Origin of the sequence: Bacteroides sp. RTP21281st1_H5_RTP21281_210402 (genome assembly GCF_040918965.1) — a bacterium.
Lineage (GTDB): Bacteria > Bacteroidota > Bacteroidia > Bacteroidales > Bacteroidaceae > Bacteroides > Bacteroides congonensis.
This window is the reverse complement of the sequence record NZ_JBCOWR010000002.1, coordinates 332,075-356,797: the sequence shown is the minus strand read 5'-3', so window position 1 is coordinate 356,797 and position 24,723 is coordinate 332,075. Positions and strand designations below refer to the sequence as shown.

The following is a 24,723-nucleotide window of genomic DNA, read 5'->3' as shown; positions in this document are numbered from 1 at the left end:
ACATAGAGCTGACAATTTCAGCTAATATACCTTTGGCTGTACGGGTGATTCCCGTATAATATAGCAAGTGGCAGTCGCGATAGTCAGGATGAACAAAGAGTTGGTCGGGTAGCCAGCGTACTAAAGGGTTTTGTTCAAAGCCTGCTTCGGATTGAAGTAACTTAACGCCCGAGAATACACCACCGTATTGGTCTTGCCAACCGCCGCCGGTAGTCAGAAGCTGTTCCAGTACTAATGTGTAGCTGCAAATATCATTCTTGTCCCAAGCCAGTCCGCAGAAGTCATTGATAGCTCCGAGAACGGTAGATGCTAAAATAGAACTGGTACCCAAGCCGGAACCTGCCGGAATAGCAGCCAATAATGTAAGCTCCAGTCCCGAACCGAAAGCTTTCAAATGCTCTTCCAGTGAAGCGTAAGATTCGGCGGAGAATGACGGTGCAAAGCCGGCAAGGGAGAGTGCTGCTTTAGGAATGGAGAACGGAGAACCGACTTTCTTATAGTCTTGCAGTTCTTCATAGTTCCTGATAATCTCCATGGCGCCCATGTCGATAGAGCGGAGCACGATGTGATATTCTTTGCAGGGCTTCACATATACCTGTAATGGTGGCTGACCATTCAATTCGATAGCGAGATTAACGACACTTCCGCCTGAATAAAGAGAGTAGGGTGGAGTATCTGTCCATCCCCCGGCCACATCAATCCGTACAGGACTGCGACCCCATACGATTTGGTCGGAATAGACGCTGAGTACAGGACGATTTTTATGTTCTGCCATAGCTCCCAGCAAACCGTCGCGAAGCAAATGGAATGCTGCCTGTTCTTCTTTTTGGCAAGCATCCTCTCCGCGTAACTTCATAATCCGTGCACGAAGCATACGGTTATGTATCCGAACCATTGGAGCGGCATCCTCTTTCAGGGCGTCGGGAGTCTCTAAGCCCAAACGTACGAATTCATTAGCTGCATCCTGCAAATCTAATTGATAGAATACACTCTTTTCGTAGTTGGCAGCCAATCCTTTCCAGTTTTCCTTGCGGAAACAGCTGCGCTGTGCATAAAGACGTTTAAGATTAGCACCCGCCGAGATTTCATCAGCAGAAACTTTCTCCGCTTTCAGCCAAAGTTCTTTTCCTTTCTCCAATTGCGGTTCCGATGTCATCCAACGTACTAATATCCCCAGTTCTTCTATTGAAGCAGTTTTAGGGAAAATAGAAGCAGCCTGCAAATCGTCCGTGCAACCTTTTATGTCGTCCCACGTAATTCCTCTTTCTTCCATCCATTGCGGGAACGGGATATTGAGATAAGTAGTCGTAACTTTTTCCAATGTTCCTTTGAATACATCATCCAATCCATACGGACGAGCTATAAAATCATTTTCGCCGACAGGAATAATATCAACACAGATACCATCCGGCACACAGATGTTCCAATGATTTTCAGGAACTCCTGTTATGATTTGACGGGAACCCAGTTTCCAGCCTTTTCCTATATAACTGTTTTCTATCCAAAGATTTGCATTATCGGCAGAAAGAGTCACCTGAGTGATGGAGTTTTGAATAAAAATAGCCGGATTCGGTTTTACTTTCCGGTGCATGATTTTTCTTTGGTCACGTACCTTGTCTTGTATAGACAGTGTAGAAGAAATCAGTTCATGGCTTGTACCATAATGATAAAATTCTCCACCGGGCAAAGGCAATATAGCTACGGACAATCGGTTGATTTCTTCATCTTTAGTTTTAGGATGCTCTCCCAAAGCCAGCCCATAGTCCGAATATAAATCATAATAATTAATATCGTCTGTCCCTTCTTTTAATGAACGCTTCATCAATACTTCCACGGCGCGGTCACTCAGAATCCAAATGCCGATGTCCATCAGGAAAAGATGCGTCTTGGATAAACTCTCCAATTCTTCAAGCGAAGGTTTCTGCAACATGAAGTCGAGAACTTCCGGGCTCTTCCGGTCGGATACAAATACGCCGTGGTGTGTTGCCAACGAAGGGTTCACCCACAGACCGTAGCATACGACGTCTACATTGGGAATATCCTGCAACGGCTTTTCCGAACGGATATACACGTCTCCGCTGGCTATCAGGGTATTCAGTCCGGCAGGCGCCTGCTTCATGATTCTTTCGTATAGCGGAAGCTGTAATGACAGCAGATTCTGTCCCAGCTTTTGCCCCCGTTCCCAACTAAAAATGGGAATGGGAGTCAATATCTTGCCGGAAGGACCGTAGCTTGGCAGACGGCGGCTTTGTCCGCCCGCATGGAGCAATATTCTTTTTTCGCGTCCTATCCAATAGCTAAAAGTATCTTGAGGTGCGAATTCCTGATGGCAGGCTTGCAGCAGCCAGGTAGTTCCACCGCCGGAACCCAACTTGCTTCCAATAGGGTCTGACGTACAAAACCAGTCGGCATGATTCACTTCTTCCAGTTCGTGAAAACAATGGATTAAGTTAGGGGGTAAGGATAATAACTTTTGCATAGTAGAATCATTGTTTTTAAAGATAAACGTATTAATGAATGAAACAGATGCTTATATATCCAGATTGTCCCAAGCTTCGCAAAGCGCTTGCATGGAAGGGAACAGTAAATCAGCTCCCGCATCCAGTAAAACCTGTCCGTCCAGCGGCCCTGTGTTTACGGCAATTGTGAAGATACCCGCCTTATGTCCGGCTTCCACTCCCAACGGGGCATTTTCTATGACAACGGCTTCGTCTGCGCTCAATCCGCCTTTTTTAAGCGCCATCAGATAAGGTTCAGGATGCGGCTTTCCGTATTTCACGTCGAAAGCCGTAACCATCAACTCCTTTTTGAACATTCCCGGAAAGTTGTGCTCCAACCGTTCAAGCAGCGAAAGCTGTCCCGAACCGGTCACGACCATCGGAACCAGTCCTTCACTCTTTATTTTTTGCAATAACTCCCATGCGCCGGGCATACGTTCCGCTTCCGCATACGAGTTGAACAGGACGCTTTTCTCCTGATAGATACTTTCTATTTCTTCTTGGGTAGCTTCCCTGCCCAGTTCACGTTGGAATACGATATTGATAGTGGCAGCTCCCGTCCGTCCTTCGTGCATATACGCTTCTTCGCGGCTGAGAGTGAGCCCGTGAGATTTCATTACTTTATGCCAGGCTTCGGAATGGTAGGGCATAGAGTTGAAAAGTACGCCATCCATGTCGAACAGGACGGCTTTCAGTTTCTTTTTCATACTTGGTACGTCGTAGAATCTTTTTCGTAATACTTATTTTTTTATTATCATTTTCTTCAGTTCGGGCAGGGTGATGACTATATCATAGTGATTGCCGGATTCCGTACCGATATATCTGTAAGCTATGCTTTTGTCATTATTGATGCAAGTTTGCAGGAATAGCTGGGTTGCCGGGTCGCCTTGTCCTGCCAGGTTGGCAACGATTCCTTTTTTCACCTCTTCCGCATTCGTTTCAATCTGACTGACGGGACATGCGTCTTCGTCTACTTTGCAGATATAAACAACCGATTCGTCGCTGAGTTCAATCTTCTCTATAAGAATCTCTTCACTTGCCTGCATCGGGAATTGCAGGTTTGCCATTTTCAGTTGCGCTTCAAGCTTGGCACGCTCGCTTTGTGACGGGTCGGATTCTGCTTTGAGAACTTCTTTTACTTCCTCGGGAGTGAGTTCGCAGACCGCCTCTTCACCGGAGTCTTTCCCTACAAACTTCATTTGAAGTCCTGCGTTACATTCAGCTACCAGTTTAAGCATCTCTTTGACATCCTTCGCCGGATTCCGGAACATAATCTTGATAGACTCTTTCATGCTTTCGGGGTTGTCCTTCAAGATGGCTATATCGGTAATACTCTCATTCATGTTGAGCGTGTACACTACATTGCTCCCGTCATAGGTGATGCTGGTAATCGTACCGACTTCTCCCATATCCATTGGGCATTGTTTGTTTGCAATAGCAACTACTGCTTTGAGTTTACTTTCCTGGCAACTGCTGATTGATACCATCAATAATAACAAGCTACATAGTAGCACGAACCCGTAGGATTTCTTTAGTAGATTTCGTTCCATTCTATTATTTTTTTTAAGTTGAGTCGTTTTAAATCATCCCCATATACGAGGCAAAGATAACGATAAAAAATGAGAGATAAAGTAGAATGGCAAGATAGTTGTAAACAAGGCTGTTATGTGATTAACAACACAAATATTTGCTGTTTAGAAGATTATGTGTATTTTTGTAGCGTTATAAACTCGACGATAGCATGAAAAAGAGAGTATTATTGTTGCTACCATTGTTTTTAGGCGCTTGTTCCAATAGTGGGGAAAGTCCTGTGATTAAGATCGAAAAGCTATATGTGAAGGCTGAACCGGACAGTGAAAAAGGAGAGGACTATGCTAATAAGATGGATGAGCTGCCGGCTTTGAAGGTGGGAGATAAGGTCGATGCGTTTTTATTTTTGGACGGAAACGGAGCGGAACTGAAAACTTTCAAGCTTCAGAAAGATAATGATGAGGCATTGGCTACCAAGCTCGTCTATGAGAAAACTGAAGTGTCTACCGAAGGAAACCTCACGGATGAAGAGAATGGGCAGCTTCGTTTTAAAGACGGTGTGACGCAGACCCGGATTATGGTGCGGGCTACCATTGCACATGTGGATAAGAACGGTGATGTAAGACTGGAATTCTATCTTTCCTCTAAAGCTGAATGTGAAGGAGCACAAGAAGAAATCGGCTTAAAAACAAAAGTCGATGATGAAAAAGAAGAATAAAGGTAACGAAAAAGCATAAAAACAACTTTGGTACAGGATATAAAAAAGAAGCGGTTTACAGAAAACCGCTTCTTTTTTATATATAGACTTTATTCTATTACAATTTAGCACGAATCGCTTTAGACTCTTCTTCATAACCCGGTTTGTCAAGCAAAGCAAACATATTCTTCTTGTATGCTTCTACGCCCGGTTGGTTGAACGGATTCACGCCCAGCAGATAACCGCTGATACCGCAAGCCTTTTCGAAGAAATAAAGCAAGCCGCCGATATTGTATTCACTCAATGAAGGGAGAACGATACGCATATTAGGTACGCCACCGTCTACGTGAGCCAGTTGAGTTCCCAGTTCAGCCATCTTGTTCACTTCGTCTACACGCTTGCCGGCTAAGAAATTCAGACCGTCGAGGTTGGCTTCGTCAGAAGGAACTTCCAGTTTATGGTCTACCTTATCCAGTGAGATGACAGTTTCGAAGATAGTACGTTCACCTTCCTGAATCCATTGTCCCATAGAGTGAAGGTCGGTAGAGAAGTCTACTGATGCGGGGAAAATACCCTTGTTGTCCTTACCTTCTGATTCTCCGTAAAGCTGTTTCCACCATTCGCTTACATAATGCAGTTTCGGGCAGAAGTTGACGAGGATTTCGATCTTCTTTCCGTTTCTGTACAGTTCATTACGGGTAGCAGCGTAGATAGCAGCAGGGTTTTCGGCAAACGGAACGTCTGCGCCACATGCTTTTTCCATGTCGGCAGCACCGGCAACCAGTTGCTCAATATCGAATCCGGCAACAGCAATCGGCAGCAAACCAACCGGAGTCAGTACAGAGAAACGTCCGCCTACATTATCAGGGATGATGAATGTTTTGTAACCTTCCTTGTCGGCAGTAACACGTGCAGCACCTTTCTTGGCGTCTGTAACGGCAACGATTACTTGTTTTGCAGTTTCCTTGCCGCGTTGGTCTTCACATTGCTTCTTCAACAGACGGAAAGCAAGCGCGGTTTCAGTTGTAGTTCCCGATTTAGAGATATTGATAACACCGAATTTCTTATCTTTCAGATATTCAGTAAGCTCATACAGATAATCTTCGCTGATATTGTGTCCGGCATAAATCATGACAGGAGCCGTTTTCTTTTCCTGCAACCAAGTGAAGCTGTTAGACAAAGCTTCGATTACAGCACGTGCACCCAGGTAGCTACCACCGATACCGGCAACGATTACCACTTCGCAATTATCTCTCAATACTTTTGCGGTAGCGTTCAAATCAGCCAGATGTTCTTTGGTGATGGAAGAAGGCAGGTGTAACCATCCTAAGAAGTCATTTCCTTTGCCTGTTCCTTTTTCAAGCATTTCCTGTGCGGCTTTCACCTCTGCTTCGTAGGCAGAAACCTTTTCTTTGGAGATAAATCCAAAAGTCTTTTCAATGTTCAAGCTAATCATATCTTTCTTGTTTAAAGGTTATCTAAAAGAATCAGTTAGTAATTTAATCTCAATCATAGGTGAGATACGTTCATACAGGATGTTGTACACAGCGTCCAGTATCGGCATATTGACGTGATGATGCTTGTTGATTTCCTTGATACATTTCGTACCATAGTAACCTTCGGCAATCATCTCCATTTCAATCTGCGCACTCTTTACGGAATATCCTTTCCCTATCATCGAGCCGAATGTCCGGTTACGGCTGAAGTTGGAGTATCCCGTCACCAGCAAGTCACCGAGATAAACAGATTCATCTACGTTTCTGTTCAGCGGGTGTACCGTATTCAGGAAACGGTTCATCTCCTGGATAGCGTTGGAAATCAGTACAGCCTGGAAGTTATCGCCGTATTTCAGTCCGCTGCAAATACCGGCGGCGATGGCATACACGTTTTTGAGTACCGAACTATATTCGATACCCGATACGTCGTCACTAACAGAGGTCTTGATAAAACTGCTTCCCAACCGGCGCGCGAAGATGCGTGCTTTGTCTTTGTCGGGGCAGGCGATGGTCAGATAAGAGAGGCGTTCCAGGGCTACTTCTTCCGCGTGGCAGGGGCCTGCCAGCACAGCTATGTTCTCGGGTGGTACGCCATATTCCTTTGTGAAGTATTCTGATACAATAATATTATCGTCGGGTACGATTCCTTTGATAGCGGTGATGATGAACTTATCCTTTATCTTCGTTTTCAGCTTTTTCAAGTGAGCCTTCAGATAAGGGGAAGGAGTGACGAAAATCAGCGTATCCGATTCTTTCACAACATCATTGATGTTGGAACTGAAAGAGATACGCTTGGTATCGAATTTCACTCCTGTCAGATAAGCCGGATTGTGTCCCAATCTCTTGAAATCAGCGATGCGGTCGTCGCGTCGCATATACCAATTGATAGAGTCTTCTTGAGCCAGACACATCTTCGCAATAGCCGTGGCCCAACTTCCACCGCCCATTATCGCTATCTTACCGGGTAATTTCATTTGTATGGTTTTGGATGAAGAACTTATTTAATTTTCTGTATCCATTCAGTTACGTCGTTTACCGACGGATTGGTCAGCTCTAATTTGTATTTCTTGTTGATGCCGCAGATATCCTGGTGTAGCTTCTGCGCGTTGACATCTTTCATATCCTCTACCGTATTGTAGCCGGCTTTCTGAATAACCGGAACCCAGTCTTCAGCGATTCCCAGTTCCACGTATTTGGCGGCTGCGTCTTTCTTTACCACCTTTTCCGGGCGCATTTGCGGGAAGAACAATACTTCCTGGATGGTAGTCTGTCCGGTCATTAACATAACCAGACGGTCGATACCGATGCCGATACCCGATGTAGGAGGCATACCATATTGCAAAGAACGCAGGAAGTCCTGGTCGATAATCATTGCTTCGTCGTCACCCTTGTCAGCCAGACGCATCTGTTCTTTGAAGCGTTCTTCCTGGTCGAGCGGGTCATTCAATTCCGAGTAAGCGTTCGCCAGCTCCTTACCGTTCACCATCAACTCAAAACGTTCGGTCAGTCCCGGCTTGGAACGGTGCATCTTGGTTAGCGGAGACATTTCCACCGGATAATCGGTGATGAAAGTCGGCTGTATATAAGTACCTTCGCAGAATTCTCCGAAGATTTCATCAATCAGCTTGCCTTTACCCATCGTGTCGTCGATTTCTTCCATCTTCAGTTCCTTGCACACCTGGCGGATTTCTTCTTCGCTCTTGCCGTTCAGGTCGTATCCTGTCTTTTCCTTGATAGCATCGAGGATAGGCAGACGGCGGTAAGGAGCCTTGAAACTGATGGTCTTTCCGTCAACAACGCTTTCCGTACAGCCGTTCACAGCGATACAGATACGTTCCAACAGCTTCTCGGTGAAGTTCATCATCCAGTTGTAATCCTTGTACTGAACATAAAGTTCCATACAAGTAAATTCCGGATTATGGGTTTTGTCCATACCTTCGTTACGGAAGTTCTTACCTATTTCATATACACCTTCAAAACCACCTACAATCAGTCTCTTCAGATAAAGCTCTGTTGCGATGCGCAGATAAAGGTCAATATCCAGTGAGTTGTGGTGCGTGATGAACGGACGTGCGCTTGCTCCGCCGGCAATAGATTGCAGGATAGGAGTTTCCACTTCCGTGTATCCGGCTTCATCGAGAACGCTGCGCATTGTTTTCACTACGGTGGCACGCTTCAGGAATGTTTCTTTTACACCGTCGTTTACCACCAGGTCAACATACCGTTGGCGATAACGGAGTTCGGGGTCTTCAAAAGAGTCGTAAGCTACGCCATCCTTATATTTTACGATAGGCAGCGGTTTGAGAGACTTGGCGAGTACAGTCAGTTTCTTGGCATGGATACTGATTTCACCCATCTGTGTGCGGAACACGAAGCCTTCGATACCTACAAAATCACCTAAGTCGAGCAGGCGTTTGAATACAGCGTTGTACAGTTCCTTGTCTTCTCCCGGACAGATGTCATCACGGGTGATGTACACCTGGATGCGGCCTTTAGAGTCCTGCAATTCGATGAAAGAAGCCTTACCCATTACGCGGCGGCTCATAATACGTCCGGCTACGGAAACCTGGCGCGGTTCGTCCTCATCCTTGAATTCAGCTTTAATATCTGTAGAGAAAGCATTGGTTACATACTCTGCTGCAGGGTATGGGTCGATACCCATTGCACGAAGCTCATTCAGGCTGTTGCGTCGAATGATTTCCTGTTCACTTAGTTCTAGTATATTCATTTCGTTACGTATTAACTCAATTTTGTGGGCAAAAATACGAAACTTTTCTCATATATCCCGTAATCTGTCTCTTTTTTGTATCTTTGCGCCCTCAAACTAATAGGTATGACAGGACAAAAGACACCCACTGCGTTGGGAACAGAAAAGATTGGGAAGCTTTTAATGCAGTATGCCATTCCGGCAATTATCGCCATGACGGCGTCTTCTCTATATAATATGGTAGATAGTATTTTCATCGGTCACGGGGTAGGAGCAATGGCTATCTCCGGATTGGCGCTAACCTTTCCGCTGATGAATCTCGCCGCCGCTTTCGGATCGCTGGTCGGTGTGGGAGCAGCTACACTGGTTTCGGTGAAACTGGGACAGAAAGATTACGACACCGCACAACGGGTACTCGGCAATGTGCTGGTACTGAATATTATCATCGGACTTGCCTTTACGGTTGTCACATTGATATTTCTCGACCCTATTCTTTATTTCTTCGGCGGTAGTGATGCCACGGTAGGGTATGCCCGCGATTATATGGTCGTTATCTTATCGGGTAATGTCGTCACCCACCTTTATTTAGGTCTGAATGCCGTACTTCGTTCGGCAGGACATCCGCAGAAGGCGATGTATGCCACGATTGCTACGGTGGTGATTAACACGATACTTGACCCTGTTTTTATTTATGGCTTCGGCTGGGGAATACAGGGAGCGGCTATCGCTACCATTACGGCACAGGTCATCGCGTTAGCATGGCAGTTCAAACTATTTTCTAATAAAGAAGAACTGTTGCACTTCCACAAAGGTATCTTCCGGTTGAAGAGGAAAATCGTGGCCGATTCCCTGGCTATCGGCATGGCGCCTTTCCTTATGAACTTGGCAGCCTGTTTCATCGTCATTCTTATCAATCAAGGCTTGCAACATCACGGCGGTGACTTGGCTATCGGAGCGTTCGGCATTGTCAACCGATTGGTATTCCTCTTTGTCATGATTGTAATGGGACTGAATCAGGGTATGCAGCCGATTGCCGGCTATAACTATGGGGCCAAGCAATATCCGCGTGTGACAAAAGTCTTGAAAATAACGATTTATGCTGCTACTATCGTAACCACTGCCGGATTTCTGATGGGAATGTTGATTCCCAAATTGGCGGTTTCTATCTTTACTACGCATCAGGAACTGGTGGATATTTCTGCCAAAGGATTGCGTATCGTAGTGATGTTCTTTCCCATTGTCGGTTTTCAGATGGTGACGTCCAATTTCTTCCAGAGCATCGGTATGGCAAGCAAGGCAATCTTCCTTTCGATATCCCGTCAGGTTCTTATCCTGATTCCCTGCCTGTTGATTCTCCCTCGTTATTATGGGCAATTAGGAGTCTGGATAAGTATGCCGATTTCCGACCTGACAGCCAGTCTGATAGCGGGAACAATGCTTTGGTGGCAGTTCCGCCAATTCCGGAAGAAGCCTGTCTGACGACTGGTTTGCTGCAATACTTTTCGAGAGTACAACAATTTTGTTTATAGAGCAAGTTTTTCTCAACGATACTCATGCCTATGAGAAAAAATACTCATACATATGAGAATATATTCTCATTGAACTGAGAATTTTTTCTCATAGGCATGAGTATTTCCCCCTGCTAGAATGCTCTGAAACGGCATTTTCTTAGCGTTTATGATAAGGGCTTTACCAGTCGAATAAATTTATGTATTTGTCGAATTCAGGTTTGGTTTTGATGCCATGTTTTAGAAAGACGGCGATAATCTGTTCTTGTTCGTCAGGATGCAGCATCCGTTCTTTGTTACGGATGCGGTAAAACATGCTGCGTCCCATTAAGGAATATAATTCTTTGCGGATGGTCACGGCTGTAGTATATGGAATGTTATCCAATATATGGTCCATTCCGCAAGCAAAGCGTGAAGTGCAGTATGGTTTGAAAAAGTTGCAGTTGTTCTCATTTCCTGCTATGTGGCTTGGGTTGACTGTTCGGAAATCAGTAACGTTTTGCGGTATGCAGAGCGTAGCTTGATGGCGTAGGCATTTATTGCGGCGCGGGCATTTGCTGTGGGTGCAGTATAAATATTTTTTAGGGATGTCGTTAAAGTCAATTTTTGGGTCCATGATTCTCAATGCTTTTATAGTTTGCTGTTGTTTTCATATTCTGTTTACAGGTGGCAAACTTACACAAAAACGCTGGAATAATCGAAAGAAAATGGAAGAAAAGGAATACTGCACTCCATGCTAGGTATATGTAGAGTATAAATCTACTTGTTTTGTATACGAAACAAAATGATGTGTATTTTATTCTGTATACGAAATAAAATTTAATTGTAAAGCATATCAAACAATTGATGAATACTAAAGAGAACAAGTGAGTAGGACAGACTTGATAGATAAATTAACGTCTTATTGTTTTAAAATAAAGAGTTATGCTTACCGTTTTCTATGTCTGTAATAATGCTATTTATAGTGATTAATAGAGGTGGAATTCCTCTTTTTATGGTATTGAATATTGCTTCGGGGTCGATAGCGGCGTATTCATGGGATAATATATTGCGTAAACCTATAATTCGTTTCCAAGGAATCTCTTTATAATTTTCAACTAGTAATGCTTCTTCTGTAAGGTTGTCTATTTGTCTCACTGTTTCTCCTATTGTTTGAAGACACATGCAAGTAGAATTAAATAGTACCATAGCAGAGTCAGAGGTTAAAAAGTCATGGTATGAATTTAGATGTTTCGTTGTTCTTTCTATAAAAGAACTTTGTTCTTCAACGAAATGTAGCATGCCTACTATTTTTTCTTTAGATATAGATCGCATCTTCTTCTAGACTTTTTTTGAAAAAATTGCGCATGATAGCTCCTAGTGAGATGATGTCCACTTTTGTACGGAATATTTTTTCTAAATCTTCCTTTATATCCTGTATTGTAAAATAGTCAGGCTCTTGTAACTTTATGCAAATATCAATATCACTTGTTTCATCATGCTCTCCTCTGGCGGCGGAACCAAACAACCCCAAAGTGATTATTCCGTATTTCTCAGCATAGTGTGCTTTGAAATCGCGTAATATATCAAGTATTTCAGCGGTTGTTTTCATTTTCTATTCTATTTATAGGAACAAAGGTAGCAATTATTTTGATATAAAGAAAAGTTGGAGACTATAACTTGTGCTGATTTGTAGTATGTTAGAAAATAGTGATAAGGGGTAAAGAATCCTTTGTTCTTGATTTTTCCTAAACATTTATAACTCTCTCTTGTTATTTTCCGAAAAGTATTTGTACCTTTGTCATCGGAACGTAGCATGCCGCTTTTATGGTATGCGATTGTGCGTTTCCTCGGCTAGCAGGAAATTGTAACGGATTTTTTTCAGATGCCGGGAAGACGCCTGTACTTCTATGACTTTTCATAGAGTACGGGCTGTCTGCCCGTATCTGAAGGGTAGCCGTTACTACCTCCTGCTGGCGGGATTAGACAGCTCCGTACTCTTTTATAATAAAAGGTACGGAACAAGTTAATTACTAACTTAGTTCCGTTTTTTATGTCAAAGTGGCTCACAACAAAACAAATGTCCGAAAAGCACGGCATTAATGAACCCATTCTCAGGAATTGGGCGAATCTTGGTTATATTACAAGTTCACGAATAGAGGAACAGCTATTTCTGGATGAAGATAGCCTTCTTGCTTATCTGGAAACCCACAAGAGACTTGGTTTGGAAGCAGATTATTTATCAAGAATCGTAGAAGAAAAGAAGTTGGAACGTGACTTTATCATTTCCAGATATGATGATTTGCTTTATGTCTTGAGAACCCAAAAGACATGTAAGCCTTTATATACAATCATTATCCGCGAACTGGCTCAATTGATAATTCATCCCGAAGGTCGTGATATTTTCTATTCCATTTCCATAGGAGAACCCATAGCGAAAGTTGCCTGCCGACATCGAATCACCTACGACCGTGCATTACAGATTTATAATTCTCATCTTAAAGGCTTGAAACTACGGAAGGACATGTTGGCTACTTATCGGAAACGTTCCATGGATGCCCGTTTCCTGTCTTTGGCCGAGGACAGGAAGAAGGTAAATCTGGAGCAGGATGAAAAGATACTTAATCTGTCACTCCGGAAAGTTGCCGATACCCGGTTGGCAAATGTGTTGCAGAACAATGAGATACGGACGGTAAAGGAGCTGTTTGAAATCGTATCATTAGGGGGATGGAAAAGTATATTAGGCATAGAAGGCGTCGGAAAAACTTCGTATTACCGTTTGTTATCCAAGCTTCAGATGCTGGGAGTAGTCGATGAAAGTTTGGACAAAATCCTTTCCAAGTGTTCACATGAATAATCCCTATTCTTCCGTATGTGTATTGGCTATTTCCGCCCGAATCCTGCTTAGTGATTGTGGCGTTATCCACAAGTAAGACGCGATATGTTTCAGTGGGACATATTGCAGTAATTCCGGTGTATCCTTGATAAGAGTAAGATAACGCTCTTTGGCTCGCGGGCTTCCCGAACTGATAAGCCAATTTTCTTGTAAGAGCATCTGGTGATTCATAAGACTAATTCCCAGGTTAGCAAGTCCGATGGAAGAAGCGAACAAATGATTCAGGGCTGTACGGGAAATGCAATAAGCTACGCTGTCACACATCGCTTCAATATTTATTAATGAGTAACCATTTTCCACATATCCCCAAACGGAGAAAGCGGCTTCTCCCTCGGACGCAAACCAAATCGTTGAATCCACTCCGTCTTTATGGTAGTATGCCCGCCAAATGCCTTCTATGATAAAATAAAGGTTACTATTCTTTGCTCCTTCGCGTACAATCAATGATTTCTTTTTGAAATGTACTTCTTCCATACAGTCCAATAAAGCCTGTATATCCGTTTCTGACACCTTATACTTATTACAAAGTTTTTCAATGAATGCCTTCATGTTGCAAAGATACTCATCGTCGGCGGACGATTAAGCGATCTTTGAAATAAATTCCGATGATATAGAGCATTGTTAACAATTCTGCAAACGGTACGGCTAGCCATATACCCGGCACTCCTAGTATTTTAGGAAGCACAAGAAAACCGATCAGCATAAATACCACCCCTCGAAGGAGAGTGATAATCATAGCTCTCTGCCCCCGTTCGACGCTTTGATAATAACCGATTCCTATCATGTTGAAAGCAAAGAATATAAATCCGATACCAAAATAAGGGATACCATTCACGGCTATGTCGAATGCCGCATAGTTCCGGTCGATAAACAACGAAACGATATTCTGCCGGCATAGGACGGTGATAATGAAAAAGCTGATTCCACAAATCAATGCCGTCCGAATGGCGAGATGCAGGGCTTTCCTGACACGGTCGGGCTGTCCGGCTCCGAAATTATAGCTGATAATCGGTTGTGCGGATTGCGCAATGGCATTGTAAACCATGAAGATAATCGGGAAGAAGTAGCAGGCAATACTGAATGCAGCTACTCCGTCTTCACCGAGATAATGGATGAAAACATAATTTCCCAAAAACATCATACAGGCGATGGATGCTTCGCTGATAAAGGCGGAACTTCCCAACTTTATCATATAACCGACATTGCGAAGAGTCAGCATCATACTTTTGATACTTAACTTAATCCGGCACAGATGAAGGGAACGGGAGAATTTGAGGAGATAAATCAGTGTCATCAATCCGCCTACGACAGTTCCCAAACTGGTAGCGAACGCTGCTCCCATTATTCCCCAGCCAAATTCAAAAATGAATATATAGTCTAGGATAATATTGAGTATGGCCGCAATAGCATTGCACATCATCGCATAAGTGGGCGAACCATCCAGGCGAATACAGAACATGCCTATATTTAATATCTCATAGAATACAAGAAAAGGGAGATACCATGCCATATACTCAACCGCCAAGGGCAATAATCTGTCCGAACTTCCTAATAATTTGGCCAATGGCTCTATATAATAAAAACACAAGGCGGACATAATAAGTATAAGAAGAGTGGAAAACACAAGCGCTTGAGTAATATTAATACTTGCCACTCTGCGTTTTCCCTGTGATAAATGAATGGAAGCGACTACCGAAGAACCGACTCCGAACATCAGGCCGATGCCGGCGGTAATCATAAAAAGCGGAGCCGTGATGTTAACGGCTGCCAATGCATCACTTCCAATCCCTTTTCCGACAAATATACCGTCCGTAATAACGAATATAGCCGAGAAAACCATTCCTAGTACCGTAGGAATTAATAGCTTACGGAACAATGTGGAAATCTCCATGCTGCTGAAATCAATACTATCTTTCATACCTTTAATCTTTAAAATCTTAGAAAACGGTTGCAAAGGTAAAAGTATGAAAGGAGATAAAAATTACCATTTGGTAATTTTTATCCATCACGTTTATTTTGGTTTATCCGGAGAGAAATTTAAACTGTATCCTTTTGTCCAAAAATGTACATTTATTATTTGTTGGACATTAAATACTCCGATTTGGATTGTACACTTAGGTGCAAATATAGATAAAAGGAATTGTACTTATTTGATACGCACCCTCATCTCCTGCGCGTCGAATGTCACCGACTCATTCCGAAACAACCTTTCGATATGTCCGCTGCCTACCATTTCCGGGGTGGGAAGGGTGTACATATGCGGATTGTCTATCAGCATGATGGAATTGCAGAGTGACAGGGCGATGTCGAGGTCGTGTGTGGAGAACAAGATACATTTGCCTTCTTCCTGCGCCAGTCTTTTCAGGAGCAGGCAGAGCTCGTAACGGTTGGGGAGGTCGAGAAAAGCAGTCGGTTCGTCGAGCAGAATGACGGGCGTGTCTTGTGCAAGGGCACGGGCAATCATGATTCGTTGACATTCACCATCGGACATCTTATCCATTGTTTTTTCCGCATAGCCGGACATTCCAACCAGTCGCATGGCATCATCCACGCGTTTCTCGTCTTCCGGTTGTAGCTGACCGAGCCAGTTCGTGTAAGGGGCACGTCCCATAGCCACTACATCCTTACAACGGAGATTGGCGATGCGTACTTTGTCCGTCGTTACAAAGCTGATGCTGCGGGCAAGCTTTTCCGGTTTCAGCGAAGCTATCTTCTTACCTTGCAGGATGATTTCTCCCGACTGTGGATGTTCCAGTCCCATCATGGCACGCAGTAAGGTACTTTTTCCTGTTCCGTTACGTCCCAGCAAGGCAACGAGTTGCCCGCCTGCGATTCGGGCGTTTACCGTTTTCAACAGCGTGCGCTGTCCGTATCCCAGTGTCAGTTCTTTAAGCTCGATCATTTGAATATACGCAAGTTTTTAACTATTACCCATAAAATAACCGGAACCCCCAATAAGGCGGTGATACAGTTGACCGGGAGCAGGAACTTCTTGGCGATGATGTCACAGATAAGCATACTGATAAGCCCCGTCAGCATAGTACCGGGAACGAGTATCCGGTGGTCGGCGTTGTTGAACAGCAATCGTGTGACGTGCGGAACTGCCAGACCGATAAATCCTACCGGACCACAGAAAGCAGTGACTGTTCCTGTCAGCAGTGCGGTAGAAATAAAGATAAAAGTGCGTGAACGCTTGATGTTCATTCCCATTGTCCGTGCGTAGTTCTCGCCGAGTAGCAGCAGATTCAGTGGTTTGATGCAGGCTACGGAAATCAGCAGACCTATGCATAGCATGGGAATCATGATTCCCAGTTGTGTAGCTGTGATATGACCGAGCGAACCCATCGACCAAAGTGTGAACATTTTCAGTTGTTCGGCAGAACTTAGATATTGCAGGATTTGGATAATGGCACCTGCCACATAACCTATCATAACTCCCATAATCAGTACACCGAGAATATTTTTCACTTTCCGGCTGATGATGGCTACCCCCAATAAAATGACAGCCGTTCCTATCCATCCCGAGCCGACAATACCCAATGATTGAAGCAGCGGAAAATCTGACCATCCAAGTAGCGGAGCACCCAGTATAAACAGAGCTACCCCTAATCCTGCGCCGGAACTGACTCCCAGTAGATAAGGGTCTGCCAATGGATTCTGAAAAACCGTTTGCATTTGTAGTCCGCTTACGGAGAGTGCCACGCCTATTAATGCCGCTACTACTACCCGTATGAACCGAATGGATAGGAGGATATTACGCGTCATTTCGTCACATTCGCCGCCGGTGAGTACCGCCCATACCTTTGAAACCGGAATATAGGTATCCCCTGTTGCCATGTCTACCAGTAATAATAGCACGGCAACGATGCCTAATGCAATAAATAAAAGGGGGGTACGTTTACGGGGCTGTTTCATTGCAGGTGTCTGTAATAATAAAGTGAATCGGATACAAGTTCCGGGTGGAAGATATGAATCAGGTCGCGCAGTACGACGTCAGGACGTACCACTGCCGATTCCCAGTAATCATTACCACCTGCGGGCGTCGACCGTAAGTTGTTATTATAGACCCTCTTTTCATGTACTGCTTTTGCGTCTGCGAATTTGGGATTGACGGATTTCAGCTCATCTAATGTGTTTACTGAACCTACATTAATCCAATAGTCTGCTTTTTGTATCAGTCCGTAAGCCGTTTCCAGTCCGATAGGAGTGGAGCTGTTTGAATTGTTTTCTTTATAAATATAATCAGCCCCCGCGTCGGCAATCAGCCGTGCCATGTAGCTTTGGGTGGAAGGCATTACCCAACTGTCGTTCCACGGAGTATTGAACATGACAGTAGGGCGTTGTTTGACTGAGTCGGTAAGCGCTTTCAATGCGTAATAGCGTTCAGGGATTTCCCGGAATATTTCTATACCTTTCTTCCGATTATCTGTCAGTTCCGAAAGGACGACCATCCATTCGGCTTTGCCGAGCGGTGATTCTTCCAGGTATTCTCCCATATATAGATAAGGTATGGAGAGTTCTTTTAGTTTATCCGTTACAGCGGTTTGGGCATCACCTATACCATATAATAATACTACATCAGGCTTTAGCCCTATCAGCAGCTCGTAGTTCATTTCCGGCCCTATGTCCTTGATTGAATCTTTATGAGCGAGAATATAAGGGTTTGCAATATAATCGATTCCTGACACTCCGGCAATCCTGTTGATTTCTCCCAGTTCATCGAGCATGGCAATATAAGAAGAGGACATACATATGATTTGTTTCGCTCCGGCAGGAATGGCGGGCCCATTGAATCCGGCAGGCGCCTGCTCGCCGTTGCGTGAAACGAAATAGGACATTGTGACGTCTTTTGCTCCTTGCCATGGATTCGTTATCTGTATAAGGGTGCTGGCGGAATTTTCTGCGCCTAGAATCTTAAATCCCGAAGCATATTCAGGGATATATACATCCTGATTGAATGTTTCAATGGATGTCTTATTACGGGTGATGCAGCTTGCCAAAAAGAGAAGGCAAAGTAGCGCGACAGTCAAAATAGGAGATTTCACTTTTATAAGAATTTTAATTAGAAAAAAATAATAGTGGATCCTTTCGAATGGCAAAGATAGGACTTAATTATTAGTTTGTTTTTATTTTAGTTGGATTTTTCTTCTGATTTGTTTCTATTTGTGTATCTTTGTCCCCAGAAATTTTGGTGTCACTTTTCCGATTCTACGGAAAGAGTGGTGAAAAGGGAATCAGGTGTAAATCCTGAACAGACCCGCTGCTGTAAGCTCCGCCAAAAGTTTTCCTACAATACTCAAATCCACTGTTCCGCTTTGGAGGAATGGGAAGGGCGTTAGGAAAATGGAGTAAGTCAGAAGACCTGCCAAAGTTGAATTCTTGAAACTTTCCGGGATTAGAGTTTGAAGAGTGCAGTTTTTAATTCAATCACATTGTAGTAGCTGTTGTAAAGACGTGCGACATGCGTGGTGTCTGCTTGTGCAGAATACCGATCTATGCTCTGTTGAATGGGAGCAGACTGCCCTTTTCTATCTTTGGATGGCCTTTCCCCGGGAAGTTTATTGTTGTCGAAAAATAAACGGACGGAATGATAAGACAAGTAGTTTGGAAAATGGCATGTGTAGTGGCAGGTTGCCTGGGGCTTCCTTCATTGGTGGTGGCACAAAGCCGGCTGGATAGTTTGCAGCACTTGAATGAGGTTGTGATTACGGCAAAGCCATATAAAGAAGTGATTCCCGCCCAAAGACTCAATGGGTTGCAGTTGGAACGGTTGAACACACATAATGTAGCCGATGCGTTACGTTATTTTTCCGGTGTGCAGATTAAGGATTATGGTGGAATGGGTGGACTGAAAACGGTGGACGTGCGTAATATGGGTTCGCATCATGTCGGAGTTTTCTATGATGGTATCCAGATAGGAAATGCACAAAACGGGGTGGTCGACTTGGGGCGTTTCTCTTTGGATGATTTGGAAGAACTATCTTTGTATAATGGGCAGAAAAGTGAAATCTTCCAGTCTGCAAAAGACTTCGCTTCTGCTTCGGCGGTGTATCTGAAAACAAGGAAATCCAGATTTGAGGGAGGGAAGAAAACGAACTTGCTGGTGAGATACAAGGCGGGGAGTATTCAGTTAATCAATCCTTCCATACGTTTGGAGCAAAAACTGAATGATAAGTTAAGTCTTAGTCTGAGTGGAGAATATATGAAATCCGACGGACAGTATAAGTTCCGTTACAGACGTCTGAACCAGACAGGAGAAGTGGCTTATGACACGACTGCTACCCGCTGGAATAGCGACATAGAGGCTTATCGTATGGAGGCGGGTGTATATGGGACGGTGCATAACGGCTATTGGCAGGCCAAGTTGTACTATTATAATTCGGACCGGGGGCTGCCCGGAGCTATCGTAAAGAATGTATGGCAGAATGGGGAGAGGCAGGGAGATAAGAACTTCTTTGCCCAAGCCACCTTTGTGAAAGACATAACTCCCGGGTATAAAATACAGTTGAACGGAAAGTTTGCCTATGATTACACGCATTATCTTTCGAGGGATACGGTTCGGTTTTTGCAGGAAAATGTGACTAAAAAGATGCAGTTCGACAATACTTATTATCAGCAGGACTGGTATATATCTATGGTGAACATGTATAGCATCCTTCCTGTGTGGGATATCTCCCTTTCTGTTGATTTCCAATATAATAAACTGAATGCTGTAATGCGTGGAGTAGGGACTCCTTTTACTTTTCCACAGCGATATACCACTTGGGCAGCATTTGCTACGGCCTTGAATTTGGGAAAGTGGAAACTGCAAGCTGATGTGTTGGGGACATTCGTAATAGAGAAGGTGAGGAATAACGTAAAAGCACCGGACAAGTCGGAGTTTTCTCCGGCACTCATCATCGGCTATAAGCCTTTTGGTAATCATGACCTCAACCTGCGTGCGTTTTATAAACGAATTTTCCGTTTGCCTACTTTCAATGACCTTTATTATGCGCAAATCGGATTTAGCCAATTAAAACCGGAGTTTACAGATCAGTTCAATATTGGAGGAAGTTATCAGAAGGCGTTCAAATCAGGATGGATTGACCAGGTTTCTGTGCAAGCTGATGCTTATTATGCCGCAATTACTGATAAAATTATAGCTGCTCCTACCGGTAGCAGTTTTCGTTGGATGATGACGAATATGGGAAAAGTGGAAAGTAAAGGTGTAGATGTTTCGGCTGCTGTGTCGGGACATGCCGGACCGGTCAAACTGCATACGAATCTTACCTACTCTTTTACGAAAGCACAGGACTTTACGAAAATAAACGGTAAGAAACTGTCTTCATATAGCAACCAGATTCCTTATACACCCTGGCATAGCGGTTCGGTGATTGCCGGTGCGGAATATGATACCTGGACATTGAATTACAGTTTTATCTATGTAGGTGAACGCTATAACGGTTCTGTAAATAACATTCCTCGCAATTACGTAGAACCTTGGTATACGCATGACTTCTCTCTGCAAAAAGAATTCCGGTTCTGTGACCGCTATTTGTTGAAAGCCTCTGTGGAGATGAATAATGCATTCAATCAATATTATGATGTAGTACTTAATTATCCGATGCCCGGACGAAATTTCCGGTTTGTAATAAGTTTGAGTTTATGAGAAAATTATATTTAATCCCCCTGCTACTGTTTCTTTTATTCTTTTCGGCATGTAGGGAAGATGAGCAAATATTCCTTTCGGGTAGTGTGCAAGTGACGCTACCATTGGTAGGTACGCGTATTAAAGGGTTCTACCAACTGAATGAGGGAAATATGGGAACGAATGGTGCTTCGCTCGACTACTTTGATTATACTACGGGTTACTATACCCGGGATATTTTTTCGGAACGGAATCCTGACATTGTAAAAGAGTTGGGTGATGTGGGAAATGATATTCAGGTATATGGGCAGAAGGTATATGCGATTATAAATGTGTCCAATTTGGTGGTTGTCTTTGATGTGCGTACTGCACGGAAACTCAAGGAAATAGAAATACCTAATTGCCGTTATCTGGCTTTCCACGATGGAAAAGCTTATGTGAGTTCATATGCAGGACCTGTCCAGATTGACCCGAATGCGGAGAAAGGATTGGTGGCTGAAATTGATACGGTCACTTTGAAACTGACGAGGAAGGTTACGGTAGGTTATCAGCCGGAAGAAATGATAGTGCATGAAGGTAAATTATATGTGGCTAACTCAGGAGGATATCGGGCACCGAATTATGACCGTACGGTGTCTGTTGTGGATTTGGAGACATTTGTAGAGAAAAAGAAAATAGATGTCGCTATCAACCTGTACCGGATGGCTATTGACAAACGTGGTGATATTTATGTCAGTTCGCGGGGAGATTATAAAAATACTTCTCCTAACCTGTATGTGATAGATAGCCGGACTGATGAAGTGAAACAATGCTTGGATATTCCCGTAGGAGGAATGTGTATGAGTGGAGACTCACTTTATTATTACAGCGTGGCATATAGTATGAGTTCGGGTGGAAACCGGGTGACATATGGCATTCTGGATACCCGGACTAAAAAGGAAATAACCGACAGGATTATCACTGATGGAACGGATAAGGAAATTATGATTCCCTATGGATTAGCCATCAATCCGGAAACGAAGGAAATATTGATGTCTGACGCCCAAAATTATGTAGTGACTGGTTTTGTATACTGCTTTTCACCGGAAGGAAGGTTGAGATGGAAAACTCAGGGAGGAAATATCCCCGGGCACTTTGCTTTTGTAACAGAAGGATTGGTGAAGTGAATAGAAACATGTTTAATACTTTATTTATATGAAAAAGAAGAGTTTATTTTTAATGTTTGCTCTCTTTGGAGCTGTTTTGTTAAGTGGAAGTTTGTTAACAGCCTGTTCTGACGAGGATAATAATGGTAATGAAGGAGGAAAAGAAGAAGGAGGAACTGAACCGGCTCCCGATCCTGAATTGAATTTTGATGGTAGTCCCTATGTCACCCAAGTCATTGACTATCGCCCGGCACCGGGACAGTTTGTCAATACGATGCCGTCCTACGAGGAAGGTGATACACAGGAGACTATGAATGCGAAAGTACTGGAAGCTATCGGAAACGGAAAGAAAGGTATGATTACTTTAGGAGCTTATGGAGGTTATGTAATAGTTGGTTTCGACCATACCATTCAGAATGTGGAAGGAGAAAAGGATTTCCGGATAGTTGGAAATGCATTTACCGGTAGTAGTGAACCGGGCATTATAATGGTGGCTTATGATAAAAACCAGGATGGTAAACCGGACGCTGATGAATGGTATGAATTAGCTGGCAGCGAGTATGGTAAAAATACTACAATTAAAGGGTATGAGATTACTTATTTCAGAAATGAAAAAGACCACGTACCTACTCCGGATCTTGAAAACTACTTGTCGGATGACACGTATTGCCCTTGGACTGATAATCAGGATAGAAGTGGCCATGTGTATAAGAACACGTTCCATGACCAAGATTATTTCCCGAAATGGATTACTGATAACCAGATTGTATTCAAAGGTACATTATTGGCTAATAATGGGGTTGATAATGGACCTGACGCCTATGCACGTTGGACGTTGGATGCTTATGATTGGGGATATGCCGATAATACGGAAGGTGGAGATGTATTTGATATTGGTTGGGCTGTCGATTCAAAAGGACAGGCCGTAAAGTTGCCGGGAGTTGATTTTATAAAGATATATACAGGTGTTAATCAGTATTGTGGCTGGTTGGGAGAGACTTCTACCGAGGTTGGTAAAATTGAGGACCTTCATGTGTTAGCAAATCAATAATTTTTTAATATAAAAAACAGAAAGAAATGAAAAAGTATTTTTTATTCGCGTTTGTTGCGCTTGGCATTGGCTTCACGGCTTGTGATGATGATGAAAAATTGGAATATGTTGAAGTTATAGAGGATTCACAGCCGTCTGCTGTAGTTCCGGCAAAGGGGTTTTATGTGGCTAATGAAGATTGGTTCGGACATGATAATGGTACCGTAAACTATTTTAAAGTGAATGGAGACGGGTACGATGTAGTGTATCGGGCTTATCGGGCAGCTAATGAGGATGAAACATTAGGTGTTACGACTCAATTTGGAACAACATGGGGGGATAATATCTATTTGCTTTCTAAACAAGGAAACCGCTTTGTTGTAGCAGATGCGAACACATTGAAGAAGAAAGCGGTATTTACGGATATAGGTGGAGACGGACGTTCTTTCGTTGGAGTGGATGATAAATTGGGGTATATTGGTTACAGTGGTGGTATCCGTCAGTTTGATATAACTAATCTGCAACTGGGAAATCCGGTGGAGGGAATTTCCGACCAGATGGGAGCAATGTGTTTTGCGGAAGGACGTGTTTTTGCTTTGGCAAATAAAAAAGTCTATATCATTGATGTAACGACCAATAAAGTTGAAAAAACATTGGAGGGTTCATTTAATACTTTAACGAGAAGCAAAGATGGGACAATATGGATTGCTACGGCTGATAACTTCTTAAAAGTAAATCCAGTTACATTGGAAGAAGAAACTATGGAATATCCCGGGGGAGTAAAAGTAGGTAGTCCTTGGTTTGCTTGGAATGCGGGAAGTCTTTGCGCAGGTACTCAAAGTAATACCCTTTATTGGTCAAGTGGTGGTTGGAGCAGTACCGTAGTTGTGAAATATGATATAGATACTCAGGCATTTAATCCGGCTTTTTATACTTTAGGAAAGCATGAAAATAGCCAACTGACTTTTTATGGGGCCGGTATTCGTGTAGACCCTATTACAGATTGTGTAATTGCTACAGTAGCTCGTGGATATGAAAGTTATAACTGGGTTTATATTATCAGCCCAAGTGGAACTTTGGAAAAAGAAATAGAAGTGAAAGGTGGGGGAGATTCCGGAGAAAGTGGCTATTACTGGTTCCCTGCAGTACCTTTCTTTGAAGATGCTAACAAACCGGAAATCTTAATTAATCAGATATTATTGTCTCCGGGAGAAACCAAGGCTATTGATTTGAATGAAAAAATAGTTGATGCGGATGATACTTCTGTTTCTATCATTCGTCAGGTGGAATTTGCTGGAAATAAACTAGTGAATTATTCTTTGGCGGCTGGAATATTGACTGTGACCGCTAAAGAGCACATTGGCAGTACAGAGTGTAAGATAACTGCTATTTCAAATGGAAAGAGAGTTGAGAAAAAAGTACGTGTGGATGTAGGTTTAAATAAATAATTATTGACCACTAAAAAAGCGGCTAAAAACAAGAATGGTTTATTCTTGCTTTTAGCCGCTTTTTTATACTCTTCAGTTTTTTGGAAATGATACTTTCGTCTTGCTTTTTTCAAAAGTGATTTTCAGATGTACGTATCTATGCTTTGTGTGATTGGAATGTAA

Annotated in this window: 21 protein-coding genes and 1 riboswitch; of the genes, 7 read left to right on the top strand and 14 right to left on the bottom strand. The window is 43.3% G+C overall.

Going from position 1 to position 24,723, the window contains the following annotated elements:
- The 3 genes from AB5443_RS05020 to AB5443_RS05010 all read right to left on the bottom strand — a co-directional run.
- Positions 1–2,479: bifunctional fucokinase/fucose-1-phosphate guanylyltransferase (locus AB5443_RS05020; RefSeq protein WP_368119593.1), on the bottom strand; the 2,479-nt coding region annotated here is incomplete at its 3' end.
- A 51-nt stretch (positions 2,480–2,530) separates the two neighbouring features.
- Complete coding sequence (locus tag AB5443_RS05015; protein WP_195664185.1) at positions 2,531–3,205, bottom strand: HAD family hydrolase; 675 nt, start codon at positions 3,203–3,205, stop codon at positions 2,531–2,533.
- Positions 3,206–3,238: 33 nt separating this feature from the next.
- A complete protein-coding gene (locus AB5443_RS05010) occupies positions 3,239–4,048 on the bottom strand; it encodes a hypothetical protein (protein ID WP_368113293.1) in 810 nt (269 codons plus the stop codon).
- A 191-nt stretch (positions 4,049–4,239) separates the two neighbouring features.
- Between AB5443_RS05010 and AB5443_RS05005 the strand changes: the two genes are divergently transcribed.
- Positions 4,240–4,746: a DUF5035 domain-containing protein gene (locus AB5443_RS05005; protein ID WP_073344290.1), complete on the top strand. Its 507-nt coding sequence runs from the start codon at positions 4,240–4,242 to the stop codon at positions 4,744–4,746.
- A 97-nt stretch (positions 4,747–4,843) separates the two neighbouring features.
- Here the strand turns inward: AB5443_RS05005 and AB5443_RS05000 are convergent, their stop codons facing one another.
- From AB5443_RS05000 to lysS, 3 genes are read right to left on the bottom strand one after another with little or no spacing between them, the layout of a single operon-like run.
- A complete protein-coding gene (locus AB5443_RS05000; RefSeq protein ID WP_195663612.1) occupies positions 4,844–6,181 on the bottom strand; it encodes a glucose-6-phosphate isomerase in 1,338 nt (445 codons plus the stop codon).
- Between the two features lie 18 nt (positions 6,182–6,199).
- On the bottom strand, positions 6,200–7,195 hold the full coding sequence (locus tag AB5443_RS04995) for an NAD(P)H-dependent glycerol-3-phosphate dehydrogenase (protein WP_022139686.1): 996 nt from the start codon (positions 7,193–7,195) through the stop codon (positions 6,200–6,202).
- A gap of 23 nt (positions 7,196–7,218) precedes the next feature.
- Positions 7,219–8,949, bottom strand: a complete 1,731-nt coding sequence (gene lysS / locus AB5443_RS04990; protein WP_195407623.1) for a lysine--tRNA ligase — start codon at positions 8,947–8,949, stop codon at positions 7,219–7,221.
- A 75-nt stretch (positions 8,950–9,024) separates the two neighbouring features.
- Here lysS and AB5443_RS04985 point away from each other — a divergent pair, with 75 nt between their 5' ends.
- Positions 9,025–10,407: an MATE family efflux transporter gene (locus AB5443_RS04985; RefSeq protein ID WP_368113290.1), complete on the top strand. Its 1,383-nt coding sequence runs from the start codon at positions 9,025–9,027 to the stop codon at positions 10,405–10,407.
- Positions 10,408–10,617: 210 nt separating this feature from the next.
- Here the strand turns inward: AB5443_RS04985 and AB5443_RS04980 are convergent, their stop codons facing one another.
- The 3 genes from AB5443_RS04980 to AB5443_RS04970 all read right to left on the bottom strand — a co-directional run bounded on the left by AB5443_RS04980 (position 10,618) and on the right by AB5443_RS04970 (position 12,027).
- Entirely contained in the window at positions 10,618–11,052 is a 435-nt protein-coding gene (locus AB5443_RS04980) for a DUF6078 family protein (RefSeq protein ID WP_022139689.1), read from the bottom strand.
- A gap of 293 nt (positions 11,053–11,345) precedes the next feature.
- Complete coding sequence (locus AB5443_RS04975; protein WP_073344295.1) at positions 11,346–11,750, bottom strand: DUF86 domain-containing protein; 405 nt, start codon at positions 11,748–11,750, stop codon at positions 11,346–11,348.
- Positions 11,734–12,027, bottom strand: coding sequence for a nucleotidyltransferase family protein (locus AB5443_RS04970; protein ID WP_073344298.1), 294 nt, complete (start codon positions 12,025–12,027; stop codon positions 11,734–11,736). The genes AB5443_RS04975 and AB5443_RS04970 overlap by 17 nt, the downstream gene beginning before the upstream one ends.
- 468 nt (positions 12,028–12,495) lie before the next feature.
- Here AB5443_RS04970 and AB5443_RS04965 point away from each other — a divergent pair, with 468 nt between their 5' ends.
- The gene (locus AB5443_RS04965; RefSeq protein WP_307996585.1) at positions 12,496–13,272 is read left to right on the top strand and encodes a hypothetical protein; all 777 of its coding nucleotides are present in this window, start codon (positions 12,496–12,498) and stop codon (positions 13,270–13,272) included.
- A 3-nt stretch (positions 13,273–13,275) separates the two neighbouring features.
- Here the strand turns inward: AB5443_RS04965 and AB5443_RS04960 are convergent, their stop codons facing one another.
- From AB5443_RS04960 to AB5443_RS04940, 5 genes are all read right to left on the bottom strand, one after another.
- Positions 13,276–13,860, bottom strand: a complete 585-nt coding sequence (locus AB5443_RS04960) for a Crp/Fnr family transcriptional regulator (protein ID WP_022139693.1) — start codon at positions 13,858–13,860, stop codon at positions 13,276–13,278.
- A 13-nt stretch (positions 13,861–13,873) separates the two neighbouring features.
- The gene (locus AB5443_RS04955; RefSeq protein ID WP_368113289.1) at positions 13,874–15,229 is read right to left on the bottom strand and encodes an MATE family efflux transporter; all 1,356 of its coding nucleotides are present in this window, start codon (positions 15,227–15,229) and stop codon (positions 13,874–13,876) included.
- A 228-nt stretch (positions 15,230–15,457) separates the two neighbouring features.
- Complete coding sequence (locus tag AB5443_RS04950; protein WP_368113288.1) at positions 15,458–16,213, bottom strand: ABC transporter ATP-binding protein; 756 nt, start codon at positions 16,211–16,213, stop codon at positions 15,458–15,460.
- The gene (locus AB5443_RS04945; RefSeq protein ID WP_022139696.1) at positions 16,210–17,226 is read right to left on the bottom strand and encodes an iron ABC transporter permease; all 1,017 of its coding nucleotides are present in this window, start codon (positions 17,224–17,226) and stop codon (positions 16,210–16,212) included. The genes AB5443_RS04950 and AB5443_RS04945 overlap by 4 nt, the downstream gene beginning before the upstream one ends.
- Entirely contained in the window at positions 17,223–18,356 is a 1,134-nt protein-coding gene (locus AB5443_RS04940) for an ABC transporter substrate-binding protein (RefSeq protein WP_277134574.1), read from the bottom strand. Before AB5443_RS04940 ends, AB5443_RS04945 begins: the two co-directional genes overlap by 4 nt.
- Positions 18,357–18,483: 127 nt before the next feature.
- Positions 18,484–18,696: riboswitch (cobalamin riboswitch) on the top strand.
- Positions 18,697–18,898: 202 nt separating this feature from the next.
- Here AB5443_RS04940 and AB5443_RS04935 point away from each other — a divergent pair.
- From AB5443_RS04935 to AB5443_RS04920, 4 genes are read left to right on the top strand one after another with little or no spacing between them, the layout of a single operon-like run.
- Entirely contained in the window at positions 18,899–20,959 is a 2,061-nt protein-coding gene (locus AB5443_RS04935) for a TonB-dependent receptor (RefSeq protein WP_368113287.1), read from the top strand.
- Entirely contained in the window at positions 20,956–22,104 is a 1,149-nt protein-coding gene (locus tag AB5443_RS04930; RefSeq protein ID WP_044656037.1) for a YncE family protein, read from the top strand. Before AB5443_RS04935 ends, AB5443_RS04930 begins: the two co-directional genes overlap by 4 nt.
- A gap of 28 nt (positions 22,105–22,132) precedes the next feature.
- On the top strand, positions 22,133–23,134 hold the full coding sequence (locus AB5443_RS04925) for a PKD domain-containing protein (protein ID WP_368113286.1): 1,002 nt from the start codon (positions 22,133–22,135) through the stop codon (positions 23,132–23,134).
- A 26-nt stretch (positions 23,135–23,160) separates the two neighbouring features.
- On the top strand, positions 23,161–24,561 hold the full coding sequence (locus tag AB5443_RS04920; protein WP_368113285.1) for a DUF5074 domain-containing protein: 1,401 nt from the start codon (positions 23,161–23,163) through the stop codon (positions 24,559–24,561).
- Positions 24,562–24,723 lie beyond the last annotated feature (162 nt).

Excerpts from the sequence above, each read along its gene's own strand:
- AB5443_RS05000 (WP_195663612.1), bottom strand. The coding sequence starts at position 6,181 with ATGATTAGCTTGAACATTGAAAAGACTTTTGGATTTATCTCCAAAGAA.
- AB5443_RS04920 (WP_368113285.1), top strand. The coding sequence starts at position 23,161 with ATGAAAAAGTATTTTTTATTCGCGTTTGTTGCGCTTGGCATTGGCTTC.
- AB5443_RS05010 (WP_368113293.1), bottom strand. The coding sequence starts at position 4,048 with ATGGAACGAAATCTACTAAAGAAATCCTACGGGTTCGTGCTACTATGT.
- AB5443_RS05005 (WP_073344290.1), top strand. The coding sequence starts at position 4,240 with ATGAAAAAGAGAGTATTATTGTTGCTACCATTGTTTTTAGGCGCTTGT.
- AB5443_RS04995 (WP_022139686.1), bottom strand. The coding sequence starts at position 7,195 with ATGAAATTACCCGGTAAGATAGCGATAATGGGCGGTGGAAGTTGGGCC.
- AB5443_RS04960 (WP_022139693.1), bottom strand. The coding sequence starts at position 13,860 with ATGAAGGCATTCATTGAAAAACTTTGTAATAAGTATAAGGTGTCAGAA.
- AB5443_RS04975 (WP_073344295.1), bottom strand. The coding sequence starts at position 11,750 with ATGCGATCTATATCTAAAGAAAAAATAGTAGGCATGCTACATTTCGTT.
- AB5443_RS04970 (WP_073344298.1), bottom strand. The coding sequence starts at position 12,027 with ATGAAAACAACCGCTGAAATACTTGATATATTACGCGATTTCAAAGCA.
- AB5443_RS04965 (WP_307996585.1), top strand. The coding sequence starts at position 12,496 with ATGTCCGAAAAGCACGGCATTAATGAACCCATTCTCAGGAATTGGGCG.
- AB5443_RS04930 (WP_044656037.1), top strand. The coding sequence starts at position 20,956 with ATGAGAAAATTATATTTAATCCCCCTGCTACTGTTTCTTTTATTCTTT.
- AB5443_RS04935 (WP_368113287.1), top strand. The coding sequence starts at position 18,899 with ATGATAAGACAAGTAGTTTGGAAAATGGCATGTGTAGTGGCAGGTTGC.
- lysS (WP_195407623.1), bottom strand. The coding sequence starts at position 8,949 with ATGAATATACTAGAACTAAGTGAACAGGAAATCATTCGACGCAACAGC.
- AB5443_RS04950 (WP_368113288.1), bottom strand. The coding sequence starts at position 16,213 with ATGATCGAGCTTAAAGAACTGACACTGGGATACGGACAGCGCACGCTG.
- AB5443_RS04980 (WP_022139689.1), bottom strand. The coding sequence starts at position 11,052 with ATGGACCCAAAAATTGACTTTAACGACATCCCTAAAAAATATTTATAC.
- AB5443_RS04955 (WP_368113289.1), bottom strand. The coding sequence starts at position 15,229 with ATGAAAGATAGTATTGATTTCAGCAGCATGGAGATTTCCACATTGTTC.
- AB5443_RS04945 (WP_022139696.1), bottom strand. The coding sequence starts at position 17,226 with ATGAAACAGCCCCGTAAACGTACCCCCCTTTTATTTATTGCATTAGGC.
- AB5443_RS05015 (WP_195664185.1), bottom strand. The coding sequence starts at position 3,205 with ATGAAAAAGAAACTGAAAGCCGTCCTGTTCGACATGGATGGCGTACTT.
- AB5443_RS04925 (WP_368113286.1), top strand. The coding sequence starts at position 22,133 with ATGAAAAAGAAGAGTTTATTTTTAATGTTTGCTCTCTTTGGAGCTGTT.